This window comes from Methylobacterium sp. Leaf85, assembly GCF_001422125.1.
Lineage (GTDB): Bacteria > Pseudomonadota > Alphaproteobacteria > Rhizobiales > Beijerinckiaceae > Methylobacterium > Methylobacterium bullatum.
The window spans coordinates 17,164-37,668 of record NZ_LMME01000011.1 but is presented as its reverse complement, the minus strand read 5'-3'; the positions used below and the strand labels follow the sequence as shown (position 1 = coordinate 37,668).

12 protein-coding genes are annotated in these 20,505 nt (G+C 59.6%); 4 read left to right on the top strand and 8 right to left on the bottom strand.

Going from position 1 to position 20,505, the window contains the following annotated elements; all coding sequences use genetic code 11:
* Positions 1 to 284: 284 nt before the first annotated feature.
* From ASF08_RS08625 to ASF08_RS23940, 6 genes are all read right to left on the bottom strand, one after another.
* On the bottom strand, positions 285 to 2,783 hold the full coding sequence (locus ASF08_RS08625; RefSeq protein WP_056143880.1) for an AAA family ATPase: 2,499 nt from the start codon (positions 2,781 to 2,783) through the stop codon (positions 285 to 287).
* Positions 2,780 to 2,995 carry a hypothetical protein gene (locus ASF08_RS08620; RefSeq protein ID WP_056143876.1) on the bottom strand — a complete coding sequence of 72 codons (216 nt, stop codon included), beginning with the start codon at positions 2,993 to 2,995 and terminating at the stop codon, positions 2,780 to 2,782. Before ASF08_RS08620 ends, ASF08_RS08625 begins: the two co-directional genes overlap by 4 nt.
* 21 nt (positions 2,996 to 3,016) lie before the next feature.
* Entirely contained in the window at positions 3,017 to 5,608 is a 2,592-nt protein-coding gene (locus ASF08_RS08615) for a DEAD/DEAH box helicase (protein ID WP_056143873.1), read from the bottom strand.
* Positions 5,609 to 5,612: 4 nt separating this feature from the next.
* Positions 5,613 to 7,412 (bottom strand): site-specific DNA-methyltransferase, encoded by a 1,800-nt coding sequence (locus ASF08_RS25735; RefSeq protein WP_056143868.1) that lies wholly within the window; start codon positions 7,410 to 7,412, stop codon positions 5,613 to 5,615.
* Positions 7,409 to 7,732: a HigA family addiction module antitoxin gene (locus tag ASF08_RS08605; RefSeq protein ID WP_056143865.1), complete on the bottom strand. Its 324-nt coding sequence runs from the start codon at positions 7,730 to 7,732 to the stop codon at positions 7,409 to 7,411. Before ASF08_RS08605 ends, ASF08_RS25735 begins: the two co-directional genes overlap by 4 nt.
* A gap of 370 nt (positions 7,733 to 8,102) precedes the next feature.
* Positions 8,103 to 8,330, bottom strand: a complete 228-nt coding sequence (locus ASF08_RS23940) for a helix-turn-helix domain-containing protein (protein WP_082473132.1) — start codon at positions 8,328 to 8,330, stop codon at positions 8,103 to 8,105.
* Between the two features lie 180 nt (positions 8,331 to 8,510).
* Here ASF08_RS23940 and ASF08_RS25980 point away from each other — a divergent pair, with 180 nt between their 5' ends.
* Positions 8,511 to 10,580, top strand: a complete 2,070-nt coding sequence (locus tag ASF08_RS25980; protein ID WP_162238949.1) for a calcium-binding protein — start codon at positions 8,511 to 8,513, stop codon at positions 10,578 to 10,580.
* Positions 10,581 to 10,839: 259 nt separating this feature from the next.
* Complete coding sequence (locus ASF08_RS08595; RefSeq protein WP_056143861.1) at positions 10,840 to 12,096, top strand: hypothetical protein; 1,257 nt, start codon at positions 10,840 to 10,842, stop codon at positions 12,094 to 12,096.
* 46 nt (positions 12,097 to 12,142) lie between these two features.
* Here the strand turns inward: ASF08_RS08595 and ASF08_RS08590 are convergent, their stop codons facing one another.
* Complete coding sequence (locus ASF08_RS08590; RefSeq protein WP_056143858.1) at positions 12,143 to 14,026, bottom strand: hypothetical protein; 1,884 nt, start codon at positions 14,024 to 14,026, stop codon at positions 12,143 to 12,145.
* Between the two features lie 68 nt (positions 14,027 to 14,094).
* Complete coding sequence (locus tag ASF08_RS08585) at positions 14,095 to 15,759, bottom strand: VPA1262 family N-terminal domain-containing protein (RefSeq protein WP_274534479.1); 1,665 nt, start codon at positions 15,757 to 15,759, stop codon at positions 14,095 to 14,097.
* A 632-nt stretch (positions 15,760 to 16,391) separates the two neighbouring features.
* Here ASF08_RS08585 and ASF08_RS24670 point away from each other — a divergent pair.
* Together ASF08_RS24670 and ASF08_RS08570 are read left to right on the top strand one after the other, a co-directional pair.
* Positions 16,392 to 17,321: a hypothetical protein gene (locus ASF08_RS24670; protein WP_156629518.1), complete on the top strand. Its 930-nt coding sequence runs from the start codon at positions 16,392 to 16,394 to the stop codon at positions 17,319 to 17,321.
* A 2,423-nt stretch (positions 17,322 to 19,744) separates the two neighbouring features.
* Entirely contained in the window at positions 19,745 to 20,338 is a 594-nt protein-coding gene (locus ASF08_RS08570) for a hypothetical protein (protein ID WP_156629517.1), read from the top strand.
* Positions 20,339 to 20,505 lie beyond the last annotated feature (167 nt).

The following is a 20,505-nucleotide window of genomic DNA, read 5'->3' as shown; positions in this document are numbered from 1 at the left end:
GAATATTCTTCCCTGAACCCTTGCCCGTCGGCGAGACTCGAATGTTAAATTGCCCGCCAAGTCTTTGGCAGCGTAGAGTAAGTGAAGGAGACCTAATTATCGGGGGTAAGCCAATTATGAACCGAAAGACCAAAGAGATGTTTTGCCCCGTGTGAGGGCAGCGCCTTTAAATATTTTGTCCATGACGATCCGATGAAACACGGCTGTAGCCATGCTGGCCTGGAGGTGAAATGATTGGAAATGTACCCGGTTGTCCTGATTTCACCGGCCATTGAGTGATGTGACTATTGTCGATCAAGCCGTCGATAATATTTGCGCAGATTGTTAGAGGGGTCAGTCCAGCAGAAACAATCGGCGAGTGTATCTACGCTTTGTAAGATGCCAAGCAATGCATAGGCGTTGAATGGATTACCTGCGCCAGTCTCATAGTGGCTTACATAATTTGTCATGATCGACGGCATATGATGGTTTTGCAAATCGGTGATCTGCTGGGCAGACAAAACGCATCTCCCGGCTGCTTGATAGAGCGAGACCGCCGAGATGATCGCATCCACATAAGTGGACAGGGTGCGCCTGTCGCCCCGCGTCGCGTAATCGGGCGGCACCGGAATTTCCAAACGGGTGATGATCTGGCCAAGTTTGTATTCGAGGTACTGCCGAACGAACGGCTCACCGATATCCAGCTGCCCTGCGTTCAAGTATTGCTCCGCCTGCGCCTTCAAGCGATCCGCCTGTTGTGCGGCGATCATCAGTCGACCACGGGGTGGCATACCTTGTAACTTCTGGTGATTCCACTCTGCTGTGCCGTTGAGCCGGTCAAAATACTTTTCAAGGCTTGTATCATGGCTAAGAATGATGAACTGAAGCCCACCGGGCAGGCCGTTTGGGGCGTCAAAGCGAAGTTTCGTTCGGATCGCATCCATCAATCTAAACTGGTGTCCGGCATCGAAGCTTGAGGTTACATCGTCCAGCACCATGAAACGCGGGACGCCTCGGTGCCTAGTGGCCGCCGCCATGAATATAGAAGCTGCGACGGCGTTGCGGTAACTCTCGGACAAGAGCGCCCGTGCGCTTTGGTTTGGAAGGCCAAAAAAATCGGAGAGCCTTAAATCAACCTGCTCCGTATTCTGCGCCCGGCTGAGCGTCGGCCGTACGTCAGGACCGCCACGCACCAGATGCCCGAAAAGCTCCTGACAACTGGCTTGGATATCCATGATGCGCGCATTGGCAAGTGCGCCTTCAGCCGTTGCGAACTGCCCAGCAACGTTTGTGATAAAGGTCTTCCAACGATTGAGCTTCGCGAGTTTTGCCCGTTTTTCCGCGAGCGCCGGAATGTTCCGCTCGTACTCCTGCATGGCGTCGCGGAACTGCTTGGCCTGCCCGAGAGTGCGGGTTACGGCTACAAGCGACGGCGGCAAGCTGGCTTGCAGCGTCGCGATCTCGGCATAGACTGACGCGAGTACGTCAACCCGCTTCGCTTCGTACGCCCCAAGCGCATCTGCTGCGCGTTTCAAGTCAGAAGTCGAAACGGACGACTGGCGCGCGGCTAACTTCAGGACGGGTGCGATGCGATCCGTATCGGCGACGTCGAGACGCGCTAGCTCTTCAAGCTGCCGGAGCTTGCTGACGCATCCCGCACTCTGCACCCGGCTTCTGAGTTCCGCGTCGAGCTGTTCGGCCTCATCGTAAAGAGCAATTTTTGCTTCCAGTTTATCCTGGAGTGTTCCGTCGCCTTCCTGTTCGCAAACGGGGCAGACCTTCGGATCGTGCCAATCCGCGCTGTTAACAACTGACAGTGCGTTTTTCAGCAAAGCATGCAGACTGGCGGCCCCGACTTTGCGCATCGCATCATCGCGCGCTTTCGCCGTCGTTACTAGCGCGCCAATCTCTGCAAGTTCTGCCGCCGAGACTTGCAACGCGCTGAGGGTCGTGGCGGCGATATTAAGGCTATCGAGGGTTTTTCGGGCCACACCGCCCTCTTCCTGGTCGACAGTCGTTTCAGCGACGTCAAAGTCGAGGTCCATCACCGAAGTGTCGTCCAACAGCGGTGCGAAAAGCGCGATGCTAGTTAGGCCTGCTGTTACCTGTGCTTTAAGCGCACCGGTATCCACCATCTCGCCGTCGGCCCCGCCGGTCAATTCCTGATGTGCGGTGAGAATGCGCCGCTCTACAGCAACCAGCGCGCGATTTTCGACGGTGACCTCGGTATCCAGCGTAGACAAGCCAAGATCGCCATTAATATTGCGGGTGTTTTTAGCGCCATCGAGCGCCTGCCTGAGCTGGGAATACCGGCTCATTCCCACCAGCGAGGCAAAAGAGCGCCCGCGTTCCAATGCTGAACAGTCCACAAGTGAAGAAAAGCGCGGGTAGTCGACCAGCACGAAATCCTCGCAAAGATCGGCGAGGAAGCCGTCTGGATCGGCATGGCCGGAAGGAGATGTAACGACCCGTCCGCTTGCCGTCGTCCGGACGACGGTGATCGACACATCGGGCGTGCCGTCATCGCTCTTGAAAACAAGGGCGATTGTTGCCTGCTGCGCTGGATGGAACTTGTTGACGACGTAGCTTCCGCCCTGTTCGGCGTCCTGCATTCCTTCTAAGCGCGGCACCGTGCCGTGCATGGCAAAGTGGAGCGCTTCGAAGATCGAGCTTTTGCCGACCCCGTTGGGAGCGTGCACCGAATTGACCGCATTGTGCTTGAACTTCAGAACAAGCGGATCGCCGTCATTGTTGATGCCTCGAAATCCCTCAATGGCGGCGGAGGCGAGAAAATACCGGCTCATGCCGTGGGCTCTTCCCGTAGAACGTCAAGTGCGGCGAGGACCGCCCGGTTGAACTCTTGAACGGCCTGCCGGGTGCGAGTCGCATCACCTTCGCGAGTAAGGAGTGCCAGATTGTCGAAAAGAATGCGGGCGCAATCGGGATCAATGCGCTCCGCTTCCGCCTGGAAACGGCTAAGGTTGTCTAAAAACGATAATGCCGGATCAAATTCCATGCGCCCCCCTATATCGCGCCGTTAAAGATACGCGGGTAGTTTCGTTTTCCACTCACTCATTAAAATCAACGTACCTTCCACGGTCTCGCCGCTGTTGACCAGTTCGAGTTCACCGACCGGCGTTGCCTGATCCCACTGGAAATGGTGCGAGAGGAACGACAGCACCTCGCGCTTATAGGCCGTATCGAGATTGTCGAGCTGGTCCCCCTTGGTCTCCAACACTGTAATCCGCTTGGCTTCGCCGTCGCGCTGCACGGCGAAGATGAAATCCGGATAGATTTTGGCCTTCTTCCATCCCTGAATGCCGTATTGCGTCCTCGCAACATTGCGGTGCCACCAAGACAACGCCTCTTCGCCGTCGAGGTAAACCGCCACGTCCTGCTCGTCGTCGTTCAGCTCGTTCTCGTAGACCGGGGTGAACAGGCTTTTTTCGAGCGGCCCGCCCGCGCGGTTTAGGAGCTGGCGCGCGTTCTCCGGTTCTGTCGTGTCGATGTTAAAAGGCATTCGCCAGTTGCCGCCATCAAGCCGCAAACGGAATTGGATGCGTCCCGCCACGACCTCGGCCTTAAATTGGGCTTCGGCGCGCGCATTCCTTGCGGTATCGAGGCCCTTGCGCAGCTCTTCCACGATCAGGCTGGCAAGCGATCCAAGCTTAGCGTCATCAAAACCCCGCGCCTGGAGGGCCGCGACCGTCGCGCCTACAATCTCGCGGCCGACGAAGGAGTTCGGTACGATGTCGGAAATCATCCGGACGGCATGCGCCGGATCGAAGGCAAGGATTTCCGCGTTCCGAGAGACGGTCTCGCCAACGAACAATTCATCGCCGTCGTTGGAAAGCCTGATCCGTTGGAGCTGGCTTTCCGCTGCCTGTGCGTTTTCGGGCACCCGATCCGCGATTTCCTGCGGATCGAAGCCCCGCCAGTCGAGCGATGAGACTACGTCTGTCTCGTAGTCAAGAGCGCGCGCTTCACCGCCTTCCACCACCATCACTCTAGGGAGGTACATTTCTGTAGAGGCGAAAGCTGGGCGTCGTTTAATAACGCGGGCCGTTTTACCGGCTCCGCTCTTGTCATCCTGCGTCACGCGCAGGATCAGATCGCCGAGGCCGTCCCGTTCTAAGCCGTTCTTGATCGCGCCGACGACCGTGGCGGTATCGGCGTGATGCGTGATGACGTGACATTCGTCGAGCGCTTCAACACCCGTCTTGATCGCGCCCGGCTGGCGGAGAATGCGGCCAACGAGCTGCGTCATGGCTTTAAGATTGGCGCTGGCTGCAAGGCTACACAGCACATAGGCAAACGGGCAATCCCAGCCCTCTTGCAGGGCTTGCTTCGTGATAATCGCCCGTACTCGGTTGGTGGGCGACAGAAGGTCCTGCTTTTCAGGATCATTGAGATCGTTTTGCTGCGCCGTTTTGATCGCGATTTCCGCTTGATCGAAGCCGGCCGTCAACAGCCAGTCCTTCGCGTCCTCGGCGTGGATATGGCCGCTTTCGCGCTGATCGGCACCTGTGCGCTCGACCTGGATCAGCATAATAGGGCGGACATAGCGGCCTGTGTCAGCCCGGAGCTGCCGAGCTTTAGCATCAAGCTCGTTCAGCTTGGTAAGTGCCGCGTTCAGTGTCGCCTTCCAATCACTGCCCTGCCGGGGATCGAGGTTGAGCGGCATCTTTATCATGCCTTCGCGGTCAAGCTCGCGGCCAGTCACCTCCACGAGCACATTGGCATAACGGCCCTCTCGCGGATTCTGGCCACTGCGTGGCTGCACATCCTGCGGCGTGGCCGTCAGCTCCAGCACGAAACACGGATTGAAACCGTAAAGTGTGCCGAAGGCGAGATCGGAAATGGCGCGGTGGCCTTCATCCATTACGACAACGGGTCTGATGATACGAAGGGCGTTCCCGAGGGAATCCTTGACCATCGGGAACATGCCCGTATAGGCGGAGAGGTTCGGCGTCCGGTCGATGGCAGCCTGATGCGCCTGTTGTTCGCCTTCGGGCGGGAAGAAGCCGTGCACGTCGCCCCGGTCCTTAAACATTTTCAGGGAGTCCTGCGTCTCGCGGTTCGCGGACTGCAACATCAGCAACATAACGCAGAGATTGGCTTCCACGTCTCGCACATCGAGCCGGTCGGTTTTCTCCATGATCTTGACGCGCCCCGCCGCCGCACGGTCGAGCGCTTGGCGATAGGGGTGCTGACGATCCTTCAGGTGCTTGAGCGTCTGCGTATAAATCGCTTCATGCGGCACGATCCATAGGACGAAGCCCGTATTGCGGTCGAGATAGCGTCCCATCACCCGTGACACAGCTGACACGGCAAGCCATGTCTTGCCACCGCCGGTCGGCACTTTCAGTACGGCGTTAGGCACCGGCCACTCGCAGCCATCCATGCGTGGCGAAAATGGAATAGCGGCGCGGGAAGCAGGCAGCTTGCCCGCCGATTTCATCGATTCCCAAGCGTCTTTTGCAAAATCCGGAATGGCAAGGCCGAGGTCCGGGTCTTGCGCAGCGAGTGCCGCGACCTTGTCCGCGCGTGCCTTCTTTTCCTTCAAAAGGTCGAGATAGGCGTCGAGCGTCGAGAGCACTCGGTCCTGATAATCGAGTTGGCGAAACACGACGTCAGCTCCGATCTATCCGGTAGAGTGCAAAGGGCAACGGCACGAATTCCACGGGGATATTTTGCTCTGCCAGCATTTTCTGGCTCACGAACCGTGCTGAGGCGAACACAAGGTGCTGCTTGTCTGGACCGAATGCGGCGAAAGTCTTGGCGCGAGCCAGTGTCAGGGCAGCTTCCGGCGACTTCAGCCAGTCGAGGTCGGGCTTGTAGATCAGCCAAATGTGCTGACCTTCAGTTGCGCCCAGATAGAAAGCGTCCTCGCGCACAATAGCAGCATCGAGCGCACGATTGGTCGCCATGTGGAATAGCGCAGCGCCGAGCCCAGTATAGGGTGGCAAGGTTTTACCGCTCAGTACCTTGTCCAACTCAACGGGATCGCCGAGCGTACAATAGGTAAAAGTGCCCCCAAGTCCTTCGGCGCTCTCCGCCACAGCCTTCTCACCAGTCACGATCAGTTCACCGTTTTTCACCTCCTTCTTGATGGTATCGTATTCATGACCGTGAAGGTTTTCAATCACTTTCACGGAATCGGTCAGTTTCTCGGCTTTCTTTAGCTTAGTCCAAGTGATTACCTCGCGATGAAGTTCTGTCTTATGAGTACCTGTAAAATTGTAGCCGTTGATCACACGCCGCAACCGCTCGGCCGTAAGATTATCGGCATAGTCTTCCATCTCAACCAAGACAAATCGCCGTTGGCCGCCATCGCGCTGGTTTGAATTCAATACCGCATGGGCAGTCGTTCCCGATCCGGCAAAGGAATCCAACACGATGGAATCCTTTTGGGTTGCTATCTCGATGACGCGTTCGATTAGTTCTACAGTTTTTGGTGCGTGAATTGATAGGTCGGCCTCTTCGTATTCCGAAAAAATTTCGAGTAAGTATTTTTTGGAGTTCTCCGTAGTGCCGACCTCGGATGAGGACCATAAGGTTGTCGGCACGAGGCCTTTTGCTTTATCTGGGAACTGCTTTATCCTTGGCTTTCCGTTCCCGCTCTTTGGCCAGTACACCATATCCTGTGCTTTAAGGCTCTCGAACTCAGTCTCCGTGGCTCCCCAGCAGCGCCCCTTGGGCGGCTTGTGCTTAACCCCGGTCGGCGTGGTGATCTCGTAGAATTGGTTTTCGCGGTAACCCTGTGCCGAGAAGGGAATTGACGCCCATTCGCCACGTGGGTCCTTATCAGGATTTGCGTATCCGCCGTCTTTCGGAGTTAGAAGATTGCGACGGAGCTTCCATGTGTCTTTCAAAGCCTTGGAGTACAAAAGGATATGATCAAAGCTGGGAGAAAGAACAGCACGATTTTCACGCGAGGTTCTCTTTTGCCATGCAAGCTGTCCGACGAAGGAATTTTCGCCGAATATATCGTCCAGCATACTCCGAGCGTGGTGAACTTCGTTATCGTCCAGCGTAATCCATATGCTGCCATTCTCGCTTAACATTTCATACAGGAGTCTGAGCCTTGGCCACATCATGGCGCACCACTTATCATGGCGCAGACCGTCTTCGACGCCAATGGGATTAGCTGCCAGCCACTCGCGGATCATTGGGGCGTTGACGTTGTCATTGTAGCACCAGCCCTCGCTACCGGTGTTGTAAGGTGGATCAATAAAGATGCAGTCCACCTTGCCTGCGTAGAGTGGCAAGAGCGCTTTCAAGGCATGCAGGTTGTCGCCGTGAACAACGAGATTGCCGTCGAGCGCAATGGGGCCGATGCCTTTGTCTAAATTAGGCACGAGCGGGCGGAATGGCACCGACAGATGGTGATTGTAGACAAACTCTTTGCCCTTGAAATTCAGCTCCGTCATGCCTGACCCTTCGTCATCATTCCTGTGTATCGCTCCACTTTTATCTCTGCCTCCCATTTACGGGCCTGGGCAATGTCGTAGCTGTTCTGCATGCGCATCAGTGTCTCCATCGATACGCCGAAGGCTTTTTCAATCCGGATCGCCATTTCTGGCGACAGGTGTGCGCGCTCATTTAGGAGCGCCGACAACGCCGGCCGCGTAACGCCAAGCACGTCTGCCGCCTCCGTCACTGATAGGCCGAGCAGTTTTAGCACCTCGTGCTTTACGAAACTGCCGGGATGAATGGGCCTCTCCAGCCGAGAGTCATCCTCGTCCACCATTGTGCATTAACCGGTTGAATCCCTTCAGAGTGGGCGAAAGCCTAAAACGTGCGCCGTTGCCTGTAAAGCGACACATTACGGTTTCAACGCAATGCCATAGTCCTAATGAGACCCACCTTGATGTTCAGCTACAGAGGACGCTCGGCGTGTACCGTAACGGCGGTGGCCGTAGCTTTAGATGGTCTAATGCCGGTTTTTGGATGCGATTCTAAGCTTATTTGGCGTTGTTCTCAGGCATGAGCGAGTCAAACTACCCACGGTAGCGAAGAACTTAAAATTCTCGATGAGTGGTCGGTAGCGGGGAGCCCACACAAATATTATTTCGCTTGTATTCTGGCGCATCTGGACTGATTCTATTCTTTCGCTTGTCCTAATCTTGGAATAGTACTAGCAATGGCACGTCGAGCGCCACGGCAATTTGCCAGAGTGTCGTGAGCGTCGGGTTTTTGCGACCGTTTTCGAGATGGCTAATGTAGGCTTGGTCAACCCCAGCGCTATCGCCGGTCGCTTCCAGCCGAGACACCAAATCCCATTGCGACAGCCCGGCCGCCTGTCTCGCCTTTCGAACATTCCGACCCACTTGCCGCTGGATATCCATGCGGCAAACCGAACCGGGTCTTGCAGTCAAGTTGTTATGGATTTAAGTCCATATTCGGCATCGTGAACGCGATTGGTTCCAGCCCCACCCTCAAGTCGGTGAAGGGATGAATCACGTTTCGCCGTGATGGAGGCGTTCCCCGCTTATGCCGATCCAACCGAAACGTCTGTGAGCGAGCCTATGAGCGGGCGAATCCGGGTCTTCAACTACTCGACCGGAGAGATCACGCTTGGCAGTGGGCCTGCGGCGATCACGCTACATCCCGGATATGGCGGCTGGATTGATGCCAGTTACGCCGAAGACGCGGAACGATACACGGGCGGCCCGCATCCGGCGCTGATCTACCAGACCGGTGAGTTTGACGCCTACATCACCGGCGAGGTGGTGCGCGCTCCGCTCAATATGCAGCCGTCCGAGGGCTCCAACACCATCACCGGCTACGCGGCTAGGACGACGCTCTACGGTGGCAACTACGTCGACATCATATCCGGGGTGGGGTCAGGGGTGGACCGAATCTTCGGCCTCAATGGCAACGACGTTATCACCGGAGGGGGCGGCGCCGACGTTATCGATGGCGGTCTCGGCTACGACCGTGTCCTGTACAAGGCCTCGACGGACCTCGACGCAAGGGCCGTCGAGACCGTCTCGTTCGGCGCCGACGGCGCCGGCGAACTCGACTTTGGCGCCCTTGGCCTCGTGTCGCGGGGAGGTAGCGCGTTCAGCGGAACTGAAGGCGAGTTCCGCTACGTCCGGATGTCTCTCGGGTGGACCGTGGAGTTCGACTTCCAGGGTGATGGGGTCCGAGACGCGAGCTTGCGTCTGTCGGACCGTAAGGTCGCCCTAGTCGAAGGGGGAGACGGGCGGCTCTACTCCGAGGGCCTAAGCCTCATCGGCACCAAGGCGGCTAACACCCTGTCCGGAAACGTCGGCAACGATTATCTCGACGGGCGCGGTGGGGCGGACACCCTTAAAGGGGGCCTGGGCGGCGACACCTACGTCTACCGCGGAGGGGAGACGATCCAAGAGGTCGCGAACGCCCAAGGGGGCGGCCAGGACAGGGTGATCGCCTACGTCGATGTGCTGCTGCCGGACGATGTCGAGGACGTCACCCTTGTCGGAGGGGCTCGCATTGCCCTCGGCAACTGGCAGCCAAACTCGATGTACGGGAATGGCCACGCGAACCGCCTTTCGGGTGGCGAGGGCGCCGATATCCTGTACGGGGGGCGTGGAAATGACACGCTTCAGGGCGGGACAGGGGACGACAACCTGTACGGCGAGGCGGGGTCCGACCGTCTCGACGGAGGCCTGGGCGTCGACACCATGGAAGGTGGCAGCGGCAACGACACGTACGTTATCAACGTTGCGGCTGATCGCGTCATCGAGGCCGTGAATGGCGGCATCGACACCGTCGAGGCCAGTTTCTCGTTCTCACTCACCGGCAACGGGGTCGAGAACCTGACGCTGATCGGGGCCGGCAACACAACCGGAACCGGCGACGCCGGGGACAACGTGCTGCTCGGTAATTCGGGAGCGAACGCCCTGTATGGCGGCGAGGGGAACGACACGCTGGACGGTGCTGCGGGCGCGGACCGGCTGGTGGGTGGCCTGGGCAACGACGTCTACTACGCGGACGCTGACGACAAATTGGTCGAAGGGGCTGGTGGTGGGACGGACATCGTTCGCTTCGGCGCATCCAACGGCGGAGGGGGGCTCAGCGTCGGCGCCGAGGTCGAGCGGGTTGAGACCGTGGACGGCGCAAGGGGGACCGCGAACCTGAGCCTCAGCGGCAACGAGTTTGCCCAGACCATTCTCGGCAACGCAGCAACCAACTACCTTTACGGCCTCGCAGGAGCAGACCGACTCTACGGCCGAGACGGCGACGACCTGTTGAGCGGAGGGACGGGCGCCGATATCCTCAACGGGGGAGCGGGGGCGGACACGTTCCTTTTCAACACCGCGCTCGGGTCCGGCAACGTCGACGTGATCCAGGATTTTGCCGCGGCCGATGACGTGATCCAACTCGGCCGTGGGGTGTTCGCCGGTCTGACCCCAGGCCGCTACCTCACACCCAACCAGTTCAAGGACTTGGCGACGGGTCAGGTCGATGCCGATGACCGCGTGATCTACAATTCCGGCACCGGGGCGTTGTCCTATGACCGAGACGGCAGCGAGACCGCCTATGCGGCCGTTCAGTTTGCCACCCTGTCGGACAAGGCCACGATCACAAGCGCCGATTTCTTCGTCGTTTGAGAAATCTGCGGCTCCGGTTCGTGTCGCTCCAGCACTGCTGGCGGGGCGGCCGGGGCACTCGTCTGCATAACTCCCCCTGTCCTGCGTTTCCGGCGCCATCGTTCGCCAGCACAGGGTGCGCCGGGACAGCAATCCCGGTCGCCCCGAGCGACACGGTCCCGCCGACGGTTTGACCATGCACGGCCCCATTGCGGCATGCGTGACCGCATAGGGGCCGAGGCATCTCAGGCCCCCTTTCACTTTTCGAAGGACGACAACCATGCGCCCACTCACGTTGTCGTTGCTGCTGGTGAGCGGCATCGGGGCTCTCGCGGCAGCACCGGCAGGGGCCGGGTCCGTCGAGTCCTACATGGCTGCGAATGGCGGGTGCGGGCTCCTCCGCGAGCGGCTCGGCCGCGAGATCGCATCACCCCAGCCATTCGGCCGTCCGATGTCTGCGTGGACAGAGAGCGATGTCGATGAATTGGAGGACATCGGCCTGTCGTGCGTGGCCGGCCCGCCACCGGTCATGCCTGGGAGCCCCGGCGCGCGCTTCAAGCAGGCGACCGCCGCCTTCCGGCGTGGCGTCGTCGAGGCCCGACGCCACGCGCTTGTCGACGATGGTGACCGCGACGTGGACGAGCGCATTGCCGAATCGCAGGGGCGAGACCGATCCATTCGGGATCGCGACAGCGCCCAGAACGAGAGGGAGTACGCCGAGGTCAACGCGAACCAGGATCGACAGAGACGGCAGGCTGAGGCAGGTCTTCGAGAACGACAAGCGGCGATAAGGGCCCAACAGACCGAGTTCCAAACGCAGGAGCAACGGCGCCGGGAACAGGATGTGGCATCGGGCCAAGAGACCGCGCGCCGAACGCAGCAGATGGTGGCAGAGCGGGCGACGGCCGGACAACAGGCTGAGGCGCAGGCGCGAGAACTGGTCGAGCGGGCGCGGTCCCTGTTGAGCCGGGCAAAGGGCAATGCCACAGCCGAGATCATCTCCGAGATCGCGTTACTCCGCTCCCAGATAAGGGCCATTCAGAACCAGACGCGGGGCGAACTCGGCAGCGATCTTTTTGGGCTCGATACCGATTTGATCGACGCGAGCACCGAGATCAAACAACAGCTGGAGGCGCACCAGCGCCAGCGTCAGGCTCCGGCAGGAGGTGGGGGCGAGAGGTCTGGACCCGGCTCGCAGCCAACCAGGGTCGCAAGTCCGGTCGACGATCTGATAGTCTCGGTTCGTCCGGGGATTTCCGAGTTCGGCGGTCTCACGGTTGGTGGTTTGCGGGACTGCCTCAGCAAAAAACCGGGCGAGCGGACGGTTACGATCCGGGAAGACGGCCACCGGAGCCGCTACGTCATTCGCACAGAGAACAAAGCCGACGTCTCATGGGCGGAATTCGTCGTCATCGCCTCGGGTAACCAAGCCCACATTCCTGAGGTCCGCGGCTACTCGGCGGAATACCGCAACCCGTTTAACGAAAGAGATTGGCGCTTTGCGATGGCCATGGTCGCCGGGGCGTGCTCGAGCTAGTCCCATGTTAAATAACAGTAGTTCTGGATCGTGTGAGATCAATTTCTCAAGCCTTAACCCTGGCGTGGGGAGCGGCTGAAGCCGTGGCTGAGCAAAATGCTTTCGCGAGTTCGCCAATCCACAATGGGTTGTGACTGTGATACACTCCTGCCTTTGCCTCATTTTCAATAAATTCGCAAACAGCTTCGGTCAAATCAAAGCCGAATGAGTTAAGTGAGGCGATGATGATCGACGCCGATACTCCAGATTTATGAAGCGCCATGCTGATTCGTACGACGTACTCATCGTCACGGAGATAGGGCCGAAGGAATTCTACGACGTCGGCGCGGACCTCGTCCGCGCCCTCGGGGCGCGTTGCGCCAAATATCCGGCTAAATCGCTCGGTCGCCGCAAGCCAGAAAGCACGTACCGCCCCCTGGGCGTCGGTTTGGAAGGCGTCGCACAACATAGCCTTCACCGTTCGAGACAGTTCGGCTGCCGATCCGGGGGGCGCCTTCTCAAGCGCATACAGCGCCCAAAGCACGAGGATTTCTGCGGGATTACCAGCGGTCTCGTCGGCACGATTGCGCCCTCGCCAAGCACGCTCTCTGTACGGCCTTAAGTCCTGCCATGTTGACGCGAGAAACGTGGAAGGCTCGTCGAGCGAGAGAACGCAGTCGCAGCCGATTTTGGCCAGCGGAGAGCCCGATCCGGATACTGCTCTGGCAGCGCCAGAGTATGGTGGCTCAACCGACATCAGCATCGACCGAAGCAGCATCGCGATGGCCGCGCGGTCGGGCAATTCAGAGAAAATGACGGAGGCGAGGACCGCGGTCATACGGTTGCTGCGCCACAGCGGTTTCTGTGCCAGCGTCCAAGAGAGTGCGTCGGTACGAGTCCCAAGGCGTTGGGCAAGGCCGTGAACCACGATGATCCAGGCATCGACATACCGGCCCTCGCCAACATGGTGTCGCGGGCGCCAGCAGCCACGATGCTCGCCCTCGAAGACGAGCCGCTCCAACCAAGCCCAGCCAATAAACGTGGCATCGCGCCGCGAGAATAGGGCGTCGAGAATTACCTCGAGTCCCGCGGTCGCGCGCTCCATATCCGAGACGATCCGCGCCTCGTCCTCCGCATTGCAGGGCGCATCAAAAACTTGGCCGTCTCCGCATAGCCAGCGCAGGCGTAGCGAAGCCTTACTCAGTAGGTGGGCCGCGATCATGCCGACGCTCTGGAACACGCCTGCGGGGTCGAAGGCGGGTTGCGCAAGCATTAGCAAACGAGCGATTTCGTGCTCGTTCACGGCATCGGCTTCTCCAAGCCCGAGCCTCAGAAATACCGGGTGGGGCAGCCGCTCAGCCAAGCCGAACAGGCGCGCGGCGTCGAGCTGCCGCGCGATGTCAAAAATGAAACTGTGTTCAAGCCACACGTGGCTGTCGAGGCGCGTTTCCCAGGCCTCTTTGAGAGATGGCTTCGCTCGGTAATCGTCAACCGCGGCGCGCAAGCTGTTCTTCACCTCGACCCTGCCCCAGGCGAACGCACCGGGATCGGCCGCCATGGTGTCAACGACCTCGGATACCGCGGCCCAAAAGCTCACGCGCGACCACTCATTGGACGCAATAAGCTCGGTCAATTCAGCGAGAAACGCGTCCCAGGCACCGAACGCCTGAAGGCCCAAGAGATGAGGCTTGCGCCAAACACCCACTTTTAGACCATTAACTAAATCGACGGCGCATGCCCGTCCGAGCAGGGTCGAAAATAGCCAACATTCGTGCGGAATGGGGCCCTCTCTGGGCGCCGGTGAGCACGCGTATGCGGCAAGGTCGGGTAAGCCGGCGGCTCGAAAGGCGTCAACGAGGGCGGTGGTCTCACCGGCGCCTTCTTGGTCCGTGGCCGGGTCAGTGCGCGCAGCCTCGATCCAAGCAACCATGTGCCCGCGCAACACCTCCATATCGTCTCGAGAGTTTAGTCTAAATTTGGCGCCTGTGACGCCAGCGGCGCGTACTTCCTCCCACGAGGTCATACGGGGCCCTGCTCGCTACAAATTTGTGGAGCTAAATCCTCGATTGACTGCGAGCGCGCCCATACCCGGCTTACTGCCCGGCGGATTTCGAGCGCGTTGGGGAGACGAACGATCACGCCGGTTCTCTCGCCGATCTCATTGAAGCTCGGACCACAATGCCAAACCTCATCGTCGACAATCAAAAAGCGATCATGAATGTCAGGCGTATTCCCCCCCGGCATGACACGTACTACCGGGGTTCGTGATCCGTATTGCTCCTTCAGCACGACGAGGTCCGACACGAGCGCGAGCCCGGCTTGCACCTGAAATCCCGGAGCATCACCGACGTTGGCCCTTAGGCCGGGATGGCCCGTCAGGATATAAGGCTTCACAGCCGGGTTCTCATTGCGCAAAGCGAGGTCACGTAATTCCCGCCGCCCAAAATAGGGGTCAACGAAAATGAGCCGCCGCGATGCGCGTCGGATAAGGTCAAGAACGAACTCGTGAGCTAGGTCCCGCGCCGCCTTGCTGTCCGCCCCCGAGGTCACGCCCCCAGAGTCTCGTCCGAAGACGTACTGAGGCGCGCGCCCGCGCTTTTCCCGGCTTTTGCGGCGGCCCATCAAACGATCCAGCCGGGCGGCCGCTCCCTCGTGCACGGCTTCCCCTACGACAGATTTTGTCGCGTTGGTCCGCAAGCTCACTTCGTAGTCGTGTGCCTGTTTGCGGCGCCCACCCGATGGGACTTCAATCGTTGCTCGCCCGACGCCCATAAGAAGGTGTAGGTTGACTTGGCGCAACCATTGGTGCGGCTCAACAAGCCGAAGCAAGCCTCGCTGGGTGCAAACGAGCGCATGGCCCATCTCCCCCAACATCTGCGGGAACGCGATGGTCCTGCGGGTTGGCTCGAGCGGGAGGGGCATTACCGACGTCCACGCGCCCGAGCGGCGCTCGCCCACAAGCAACGTCGCTGTCGACAGGTCTGCGGTTCGGCCGGCATTCCGCCTCGGCGTAACGCGAATTCTGAGGGTTTCACCACCGTCAGCCTCTCGCTGGCCCGGGTACGTTTCGATGGCGCAACAGAGGGGATCGGGCGCGATCATCGCCACAGACCCCAGCCACTCGTCGAACGCGAACGGGTCGAAACCCAGGTGCTCTCCCATCCATTCCCGCGCCTCCGGGCATCGGCTCAGTACGCGAACAGCGCGAGGCGGGCCTTGCAGCGGCACGAGCCGATGGACCCGCGGCCCGTCGTGCCAAGGCAGCAAGAACGGAGCCTCCACGCCCAGAGCGAACCTGCCGAAAGCCGGCTCGGCCCCAAATTGGATAGGCTGTACCAGAACGCGCTTACTGACCGCCGGAGCAATGTTTACAAGCCCCGCACTGGCCTCAAGGTACCAACGGACCGCATCGGCCGTCGAAACCTTCGTTGCCGAGAAGCCGCACGACCAGTTCGCTGTTCTGGGAACGGACCAGGGTTTAGTGCCAGCGAACCAACCAGCCGGCGGTGTCGTGTCAAACGGGAATAGCTCAATCCACGCGAAAACGAGATGTTGCACCCCTTCCGCACGCAGGTTTGCGATCCGAACCACGGCCTCGGGATAATCTTCTAGGAGTAGGGGCCACGCGCCTTTCGGTGGCACGCGCTCCACTCCTGGGTCAGGGCCGGGGTCAAATTGCGTCATTGGGCGTTGTGCGCCTTTCTGTAATTGGCGAGGGACGCTGTCCGCGCAGTGAGCGGGACTGCCCTGGTTCACGTCCAAAAATTAGCATTGGGGCCTCACTGCTAACCAGCAGCACGTCTGCGCTGCGAACATTCGAGAACGAAGACGTGTTCAAACCAAATTAGGCTTTCTCGGAGTTCGGCGTGCAACCGCCAAGTCTGCGTGAGCCGACTCGGTCGCTTATTCTCGTGAGATCAGCCGGACTGGACATACAGACGGGCGTCGATGCCCCTTGGTGCGAACGGTGATCCGGATAGGAATTCTAGTCGCTTGGACAGTGGTTCTGCCCGTTCTAACGCCACCTTAAGGATACGCTTTTCAGCCTAACAGAGGGCCTGTGCGAACAGTTAGGCGCCCTTGCCGCCGCCAGCGGTACGCCAAACCTAAATTAGGGGCTGGATCACTCCAACCCAATGTCACCCCACAGCCACCCAAAATTTGGCACGCCGTCGCAACTGCCTTCCGTCGCAAGAGAGGCAAGCCTCGCTAATCATGGAAATTGCCGCTGAACGAACTGTTCCGCACGGAACATTTGCAACCGCTGAACGGGCCGTTAAGTTCGATCTCCCAATTCGTTATGGCGATGAGCGACCATGAGCGACGAACCCATACCCAACGTGATCGATGAGCTGGATACCCCCGGCCCGTTACGTGTCCTGTCCCCGCGGCGATACACAAGGAAGGTCCTCCCGCCGGTACTCGGCTTGGACGACGACCCATTCGCCACGATCCCCACACGGGGACAACGGTCAATGCTCGCGGCGCCGGCTCAGAGCACGGAGGTCGCCGTGGGAGGGCCGACACTAGCGCGCGCGAACGTTTCCAAAACTGGCCCCACGAAACTCGAACAGGACCCAATTCGCTCTCCGCGCGTCACAGAAGGCGCCACAAATGGACGGCCTATTGATCAACTTTTTCGTAAATGCACCGACGCCGCGCAGCAGTTCAAAAACTCAAAAAAGCGGGAAGAACACCTGCTGATGCAGTGCCTGCAGAAAGCGGCGCTTCTTTACGAGTATGGGGAATCCCAAGACCCCGAGGGCTACGCGCTCCTCCTTTCCCACCATAAGATTAGGGTGACCGCACGTACGCATAACCCCTTCTTGCCCATCGTAAAGCTCGTTTTTGGTGCCGTGGAAAAGGGCCAGCGCACCAACCTGAGCCGATACGCAGGCGTCTTACGCTTCGCCCACGAAAAGGGGGTGGAGCCGCATGCGTTTCCTCATCTGTTCAAGGAGGAAGGGGGCCTTGACGGCTGCGCTGAGAAAGACCGCGAGGCTCATCCGAGCCCGGAGCGACAGGCGGCATCTACGAAACACGCCGCCCACCTTCAGGCGTTAAAAGCACAGGCTCATGGCGCTGATCTCTCGGAGGTTGCTGATGAATTGCAGAGCGGGCTCACCGCTGTTTTGATCGAGAAGGATCAGCACGGAAATCTGCAGGTGCTCGGGTTACGGACGGAAACGTTCGAACACGTTCGCCGGTACAGACCCCTCATCGCGGTGGGAGCGCAAGAGCAATAGAAGATCATAGCGGCCTCAGCTCCACACGCTGCCATGTAGAACGAGCGTTGTAGGTAAAACGGTTCGCTCATGGTTGGGGGCGAACGTGGGCGCTGTCACGTTCTGGCCTATCAGCCGGGGGCGGCCTCGATATCCCGACTGCTATTTACGGTATGCTCGCGTCCCTGAGGCTCATGACGCCGGGTGCTGTCGCATCCGGCCAGCGGGCAGCGATGGCCTCGAATGTGATCACGGAGCCAAAGTTCGGAAGATGGGCCGCGTACTCGGCGAGCTTCGAGGCGCTGCACAGCAGCATAGTCGCTGCATCCCCATGTGGCAGCACGGCCTTCGGCGCAGATTTAGCCCAACAGGAGGCACGAAGCCCGTAGTTTGCTGCCTGATCACGGCGGGCCGGGAACCTGTCGGTTGGTCCCTTCACCTCAACATGGAGCGCGAAGCGCGCTCCACACTGGGCTTCGAAAACGGCGAGGACGTCCGTCTCTTGCCCCCGACAACCCTCGCACCGACACCGTTCGGTGAAGTGTGATCGCCACCATGTGGCCGCCCCCCGGCTGCGATGTGCCCACATTTCTTCATGGAGCAGCCGCGCTGTGTCGGCCGAGGCCGCGAACTTTGTCTGCCTGATCACCCAAGCCCTGAAATCTGAGGCGTGGACAAGGGCCTCAGCGAAGGGCTGCGCAAATGCGTACTCTAGCGACCCGTAGAGCATGGAGCCCTGTCCTCGTCCGACGGTGCGGCTCGGGCTGAACCGCTCTTTTAGCCGGTGCGGCCAAGCGGATTGTACCTCCGAGTTCCATGCTCGTCTTCCTGCTTCAAGCCCATCATTCGCAGGCCTTCGTCGGTGACCTCGACGAGGAGAGCGTAAAATTGTCCTGGTCTCATTTGATCGAGCGGCAAAGACGTGGATAGAGGGGGCGCGTGACGACGCATGTCGGCGATTCGGTCCTTGTCGCGCTGTTTTGCACGTTGACGTTCCGGGCTCTCGTGCGCCCTTGCGTCAAGGGCTGCGCACCCCTTCACGCCGCCTCTCGCTTTTACCTCATTAGGCAGTGCTTTAGGTGAAAACTCGTTTTCGACTGCGTACCGCAGCGTGGCAGCCGCCCGTTGAATGGTCGATGACCCTGCGTTTCCATCCCCCACTCGGGGGCGAAGTACTAGTCGCGCCAACCGGACGTAGGGGTTTCGCCCCTCCTTAATCGTAGGGACGTGGTACTGCACGTACAACGAGTCCAGCGTACCTGGATTTTGCCTTTCGTGCAGATGGAGCCGCACCGCATTGGCAAGGAGCAAAAGGAAGTGGTCTTGGGCGCCGCTAACCCGTTCACGCCCATCCCGTTCGCTTTGAGCGAATGCCTCGAACGCGACGAAGCACCGGCTCAGAATCTCCCGTGCGGGATCGCGGTCGGCGACAACAGCCGATGCCCGTTGAGGGTGTTCATTGGTTATGCTCGGGGCGATTGCCAGGGTGGCGGGCGTTGTTGCATTTGCCCGGAATTGGCCAAGTCCTGAGGTCCGCGTTCGAACTGATGCCAGTGCGCTAACGCAAAGGGACGGCTCTGGCCAAATTAAAGGGGCCGCCGCGGTCTCGCCTGCGTTGGCGGGCTCACCATCGGACTGGGTGGTTTGAATAGAGGGGCGCATTGGCCGGCGCGGCTGCCGGAACCGGGAGTAAGCGCTGTGATGGGAGGGCGCACCATCGCGTGGAAGTGGCCGGGCGTCTTTAGACGTTCGTCCCACGTGGGACGACCAACTCGTTTCAGCGGGGACAGGACGGGGACCCCGACCCGTCTCAGGGGGATAGACACTTGGGGCGAAGGCTAGGGTGTCGAGGGGTCTCATCGGTGCGACTTTCTCCGGTTGCACCGTGACTTTACAGGGGCTGCTTATTGGCCGCCGGTTCCACAGCCGGTCTCGGGTATTGATGCACCGCGCGTGGACGACCATGCGATAGTTGGGTTTCACCGCTCCGCATCGCCCCTCAAAGGCCGAGGGGCAGGTGCTCGGTCAATATCAGGGGGCGCCCGTCCGGCGGACGCGTTCCCCCATCAAATAGACGGCGCCTTCTGCGAGCTATTCCGACATGAAAAATTAGGGACACGCCGACCCCAGCATCGCAATTTATCGGCCTTGTAAAGTCACCGTGGTAACCACGGAGACCACGCATGTCAGTTTATGTCCCCCGTCGGCCTTCACCCCCGTGTCGCAAAAAAGCGCTTGACGATTGCAAATCCTCCAAACGCACCCTTCGTAAGCCAATCAAATGCGACGAATCTGAACCGTGCGGGCTGGCCCATTGCAGTACCTGTAGAGCGGCACTCTTGGCCCGGTTATGGCCCCAGCTCCGGGCCCAAATTCGGTCCGACGGCGAGTGGCTGCCATTCACCCTCGTTTGGGGAGCGGAAACCTATGACGACGCCCAATTGATGCTGGCGTCTTTTGCGAGATGTGAGCGTGCGCTACGGGACAAGCTTCGTGCTAACGGCTTGAACGGATTGGCCATTGTAGCGGGTTTCGACATCGACTGGGAGGTGTTCCGCACTGCGGATGGTAAGTTCGCCGTAGGGCGGTGGTCGATTCACGTCCATGGCTTCATTCGAACCGACGGGCGGCAGGCCGAGATCAGGTCCATGTTTCGGCGAGCCTTTGCCCCGACGATAACTACAAATCGACCGTTTATGTTTTCAGAATCCGGCCCGCAGCTGGGCTGGACCAAATACCTGATCAAAGACCCGGCTTGCATCGGTAAGCGCATCCACGATCCGAGAAGGAGGCGGCCATACAAGCGGCAGATGAGCAACCGCGAGGCCGAACCCATGATGAAATTTCTGGCGACACAGCGAGCACGCGACCGCTTGTTCCTCCAGGGCTACCAGTGGCAGGGCCGCGGGGTCTTGGTGCCCATCAAGGATTTTGGTCGATGGTCGCGCAGTGAGCCGAAGGCGGATCAGGAGGAGGCCAAGTCGGTACTCACACGGCGTGGGACCAGGAATAGGCCGAAAGGGCCGGAGAGAGGCTGATGGTTGGTCGCGGCGGGGGCAACGTGTATTTAAGGTGTATATACTGAAACAGCCAAACGAATTTCAGTGTCTGGTTGAATCAGTATAAAGCGCCCAATCGTGCGCCCCGCATTCATTTGCAACCGCCCCTACGGGAGGCGATGGGTGCCTTTAGGAAGTGCACGCAT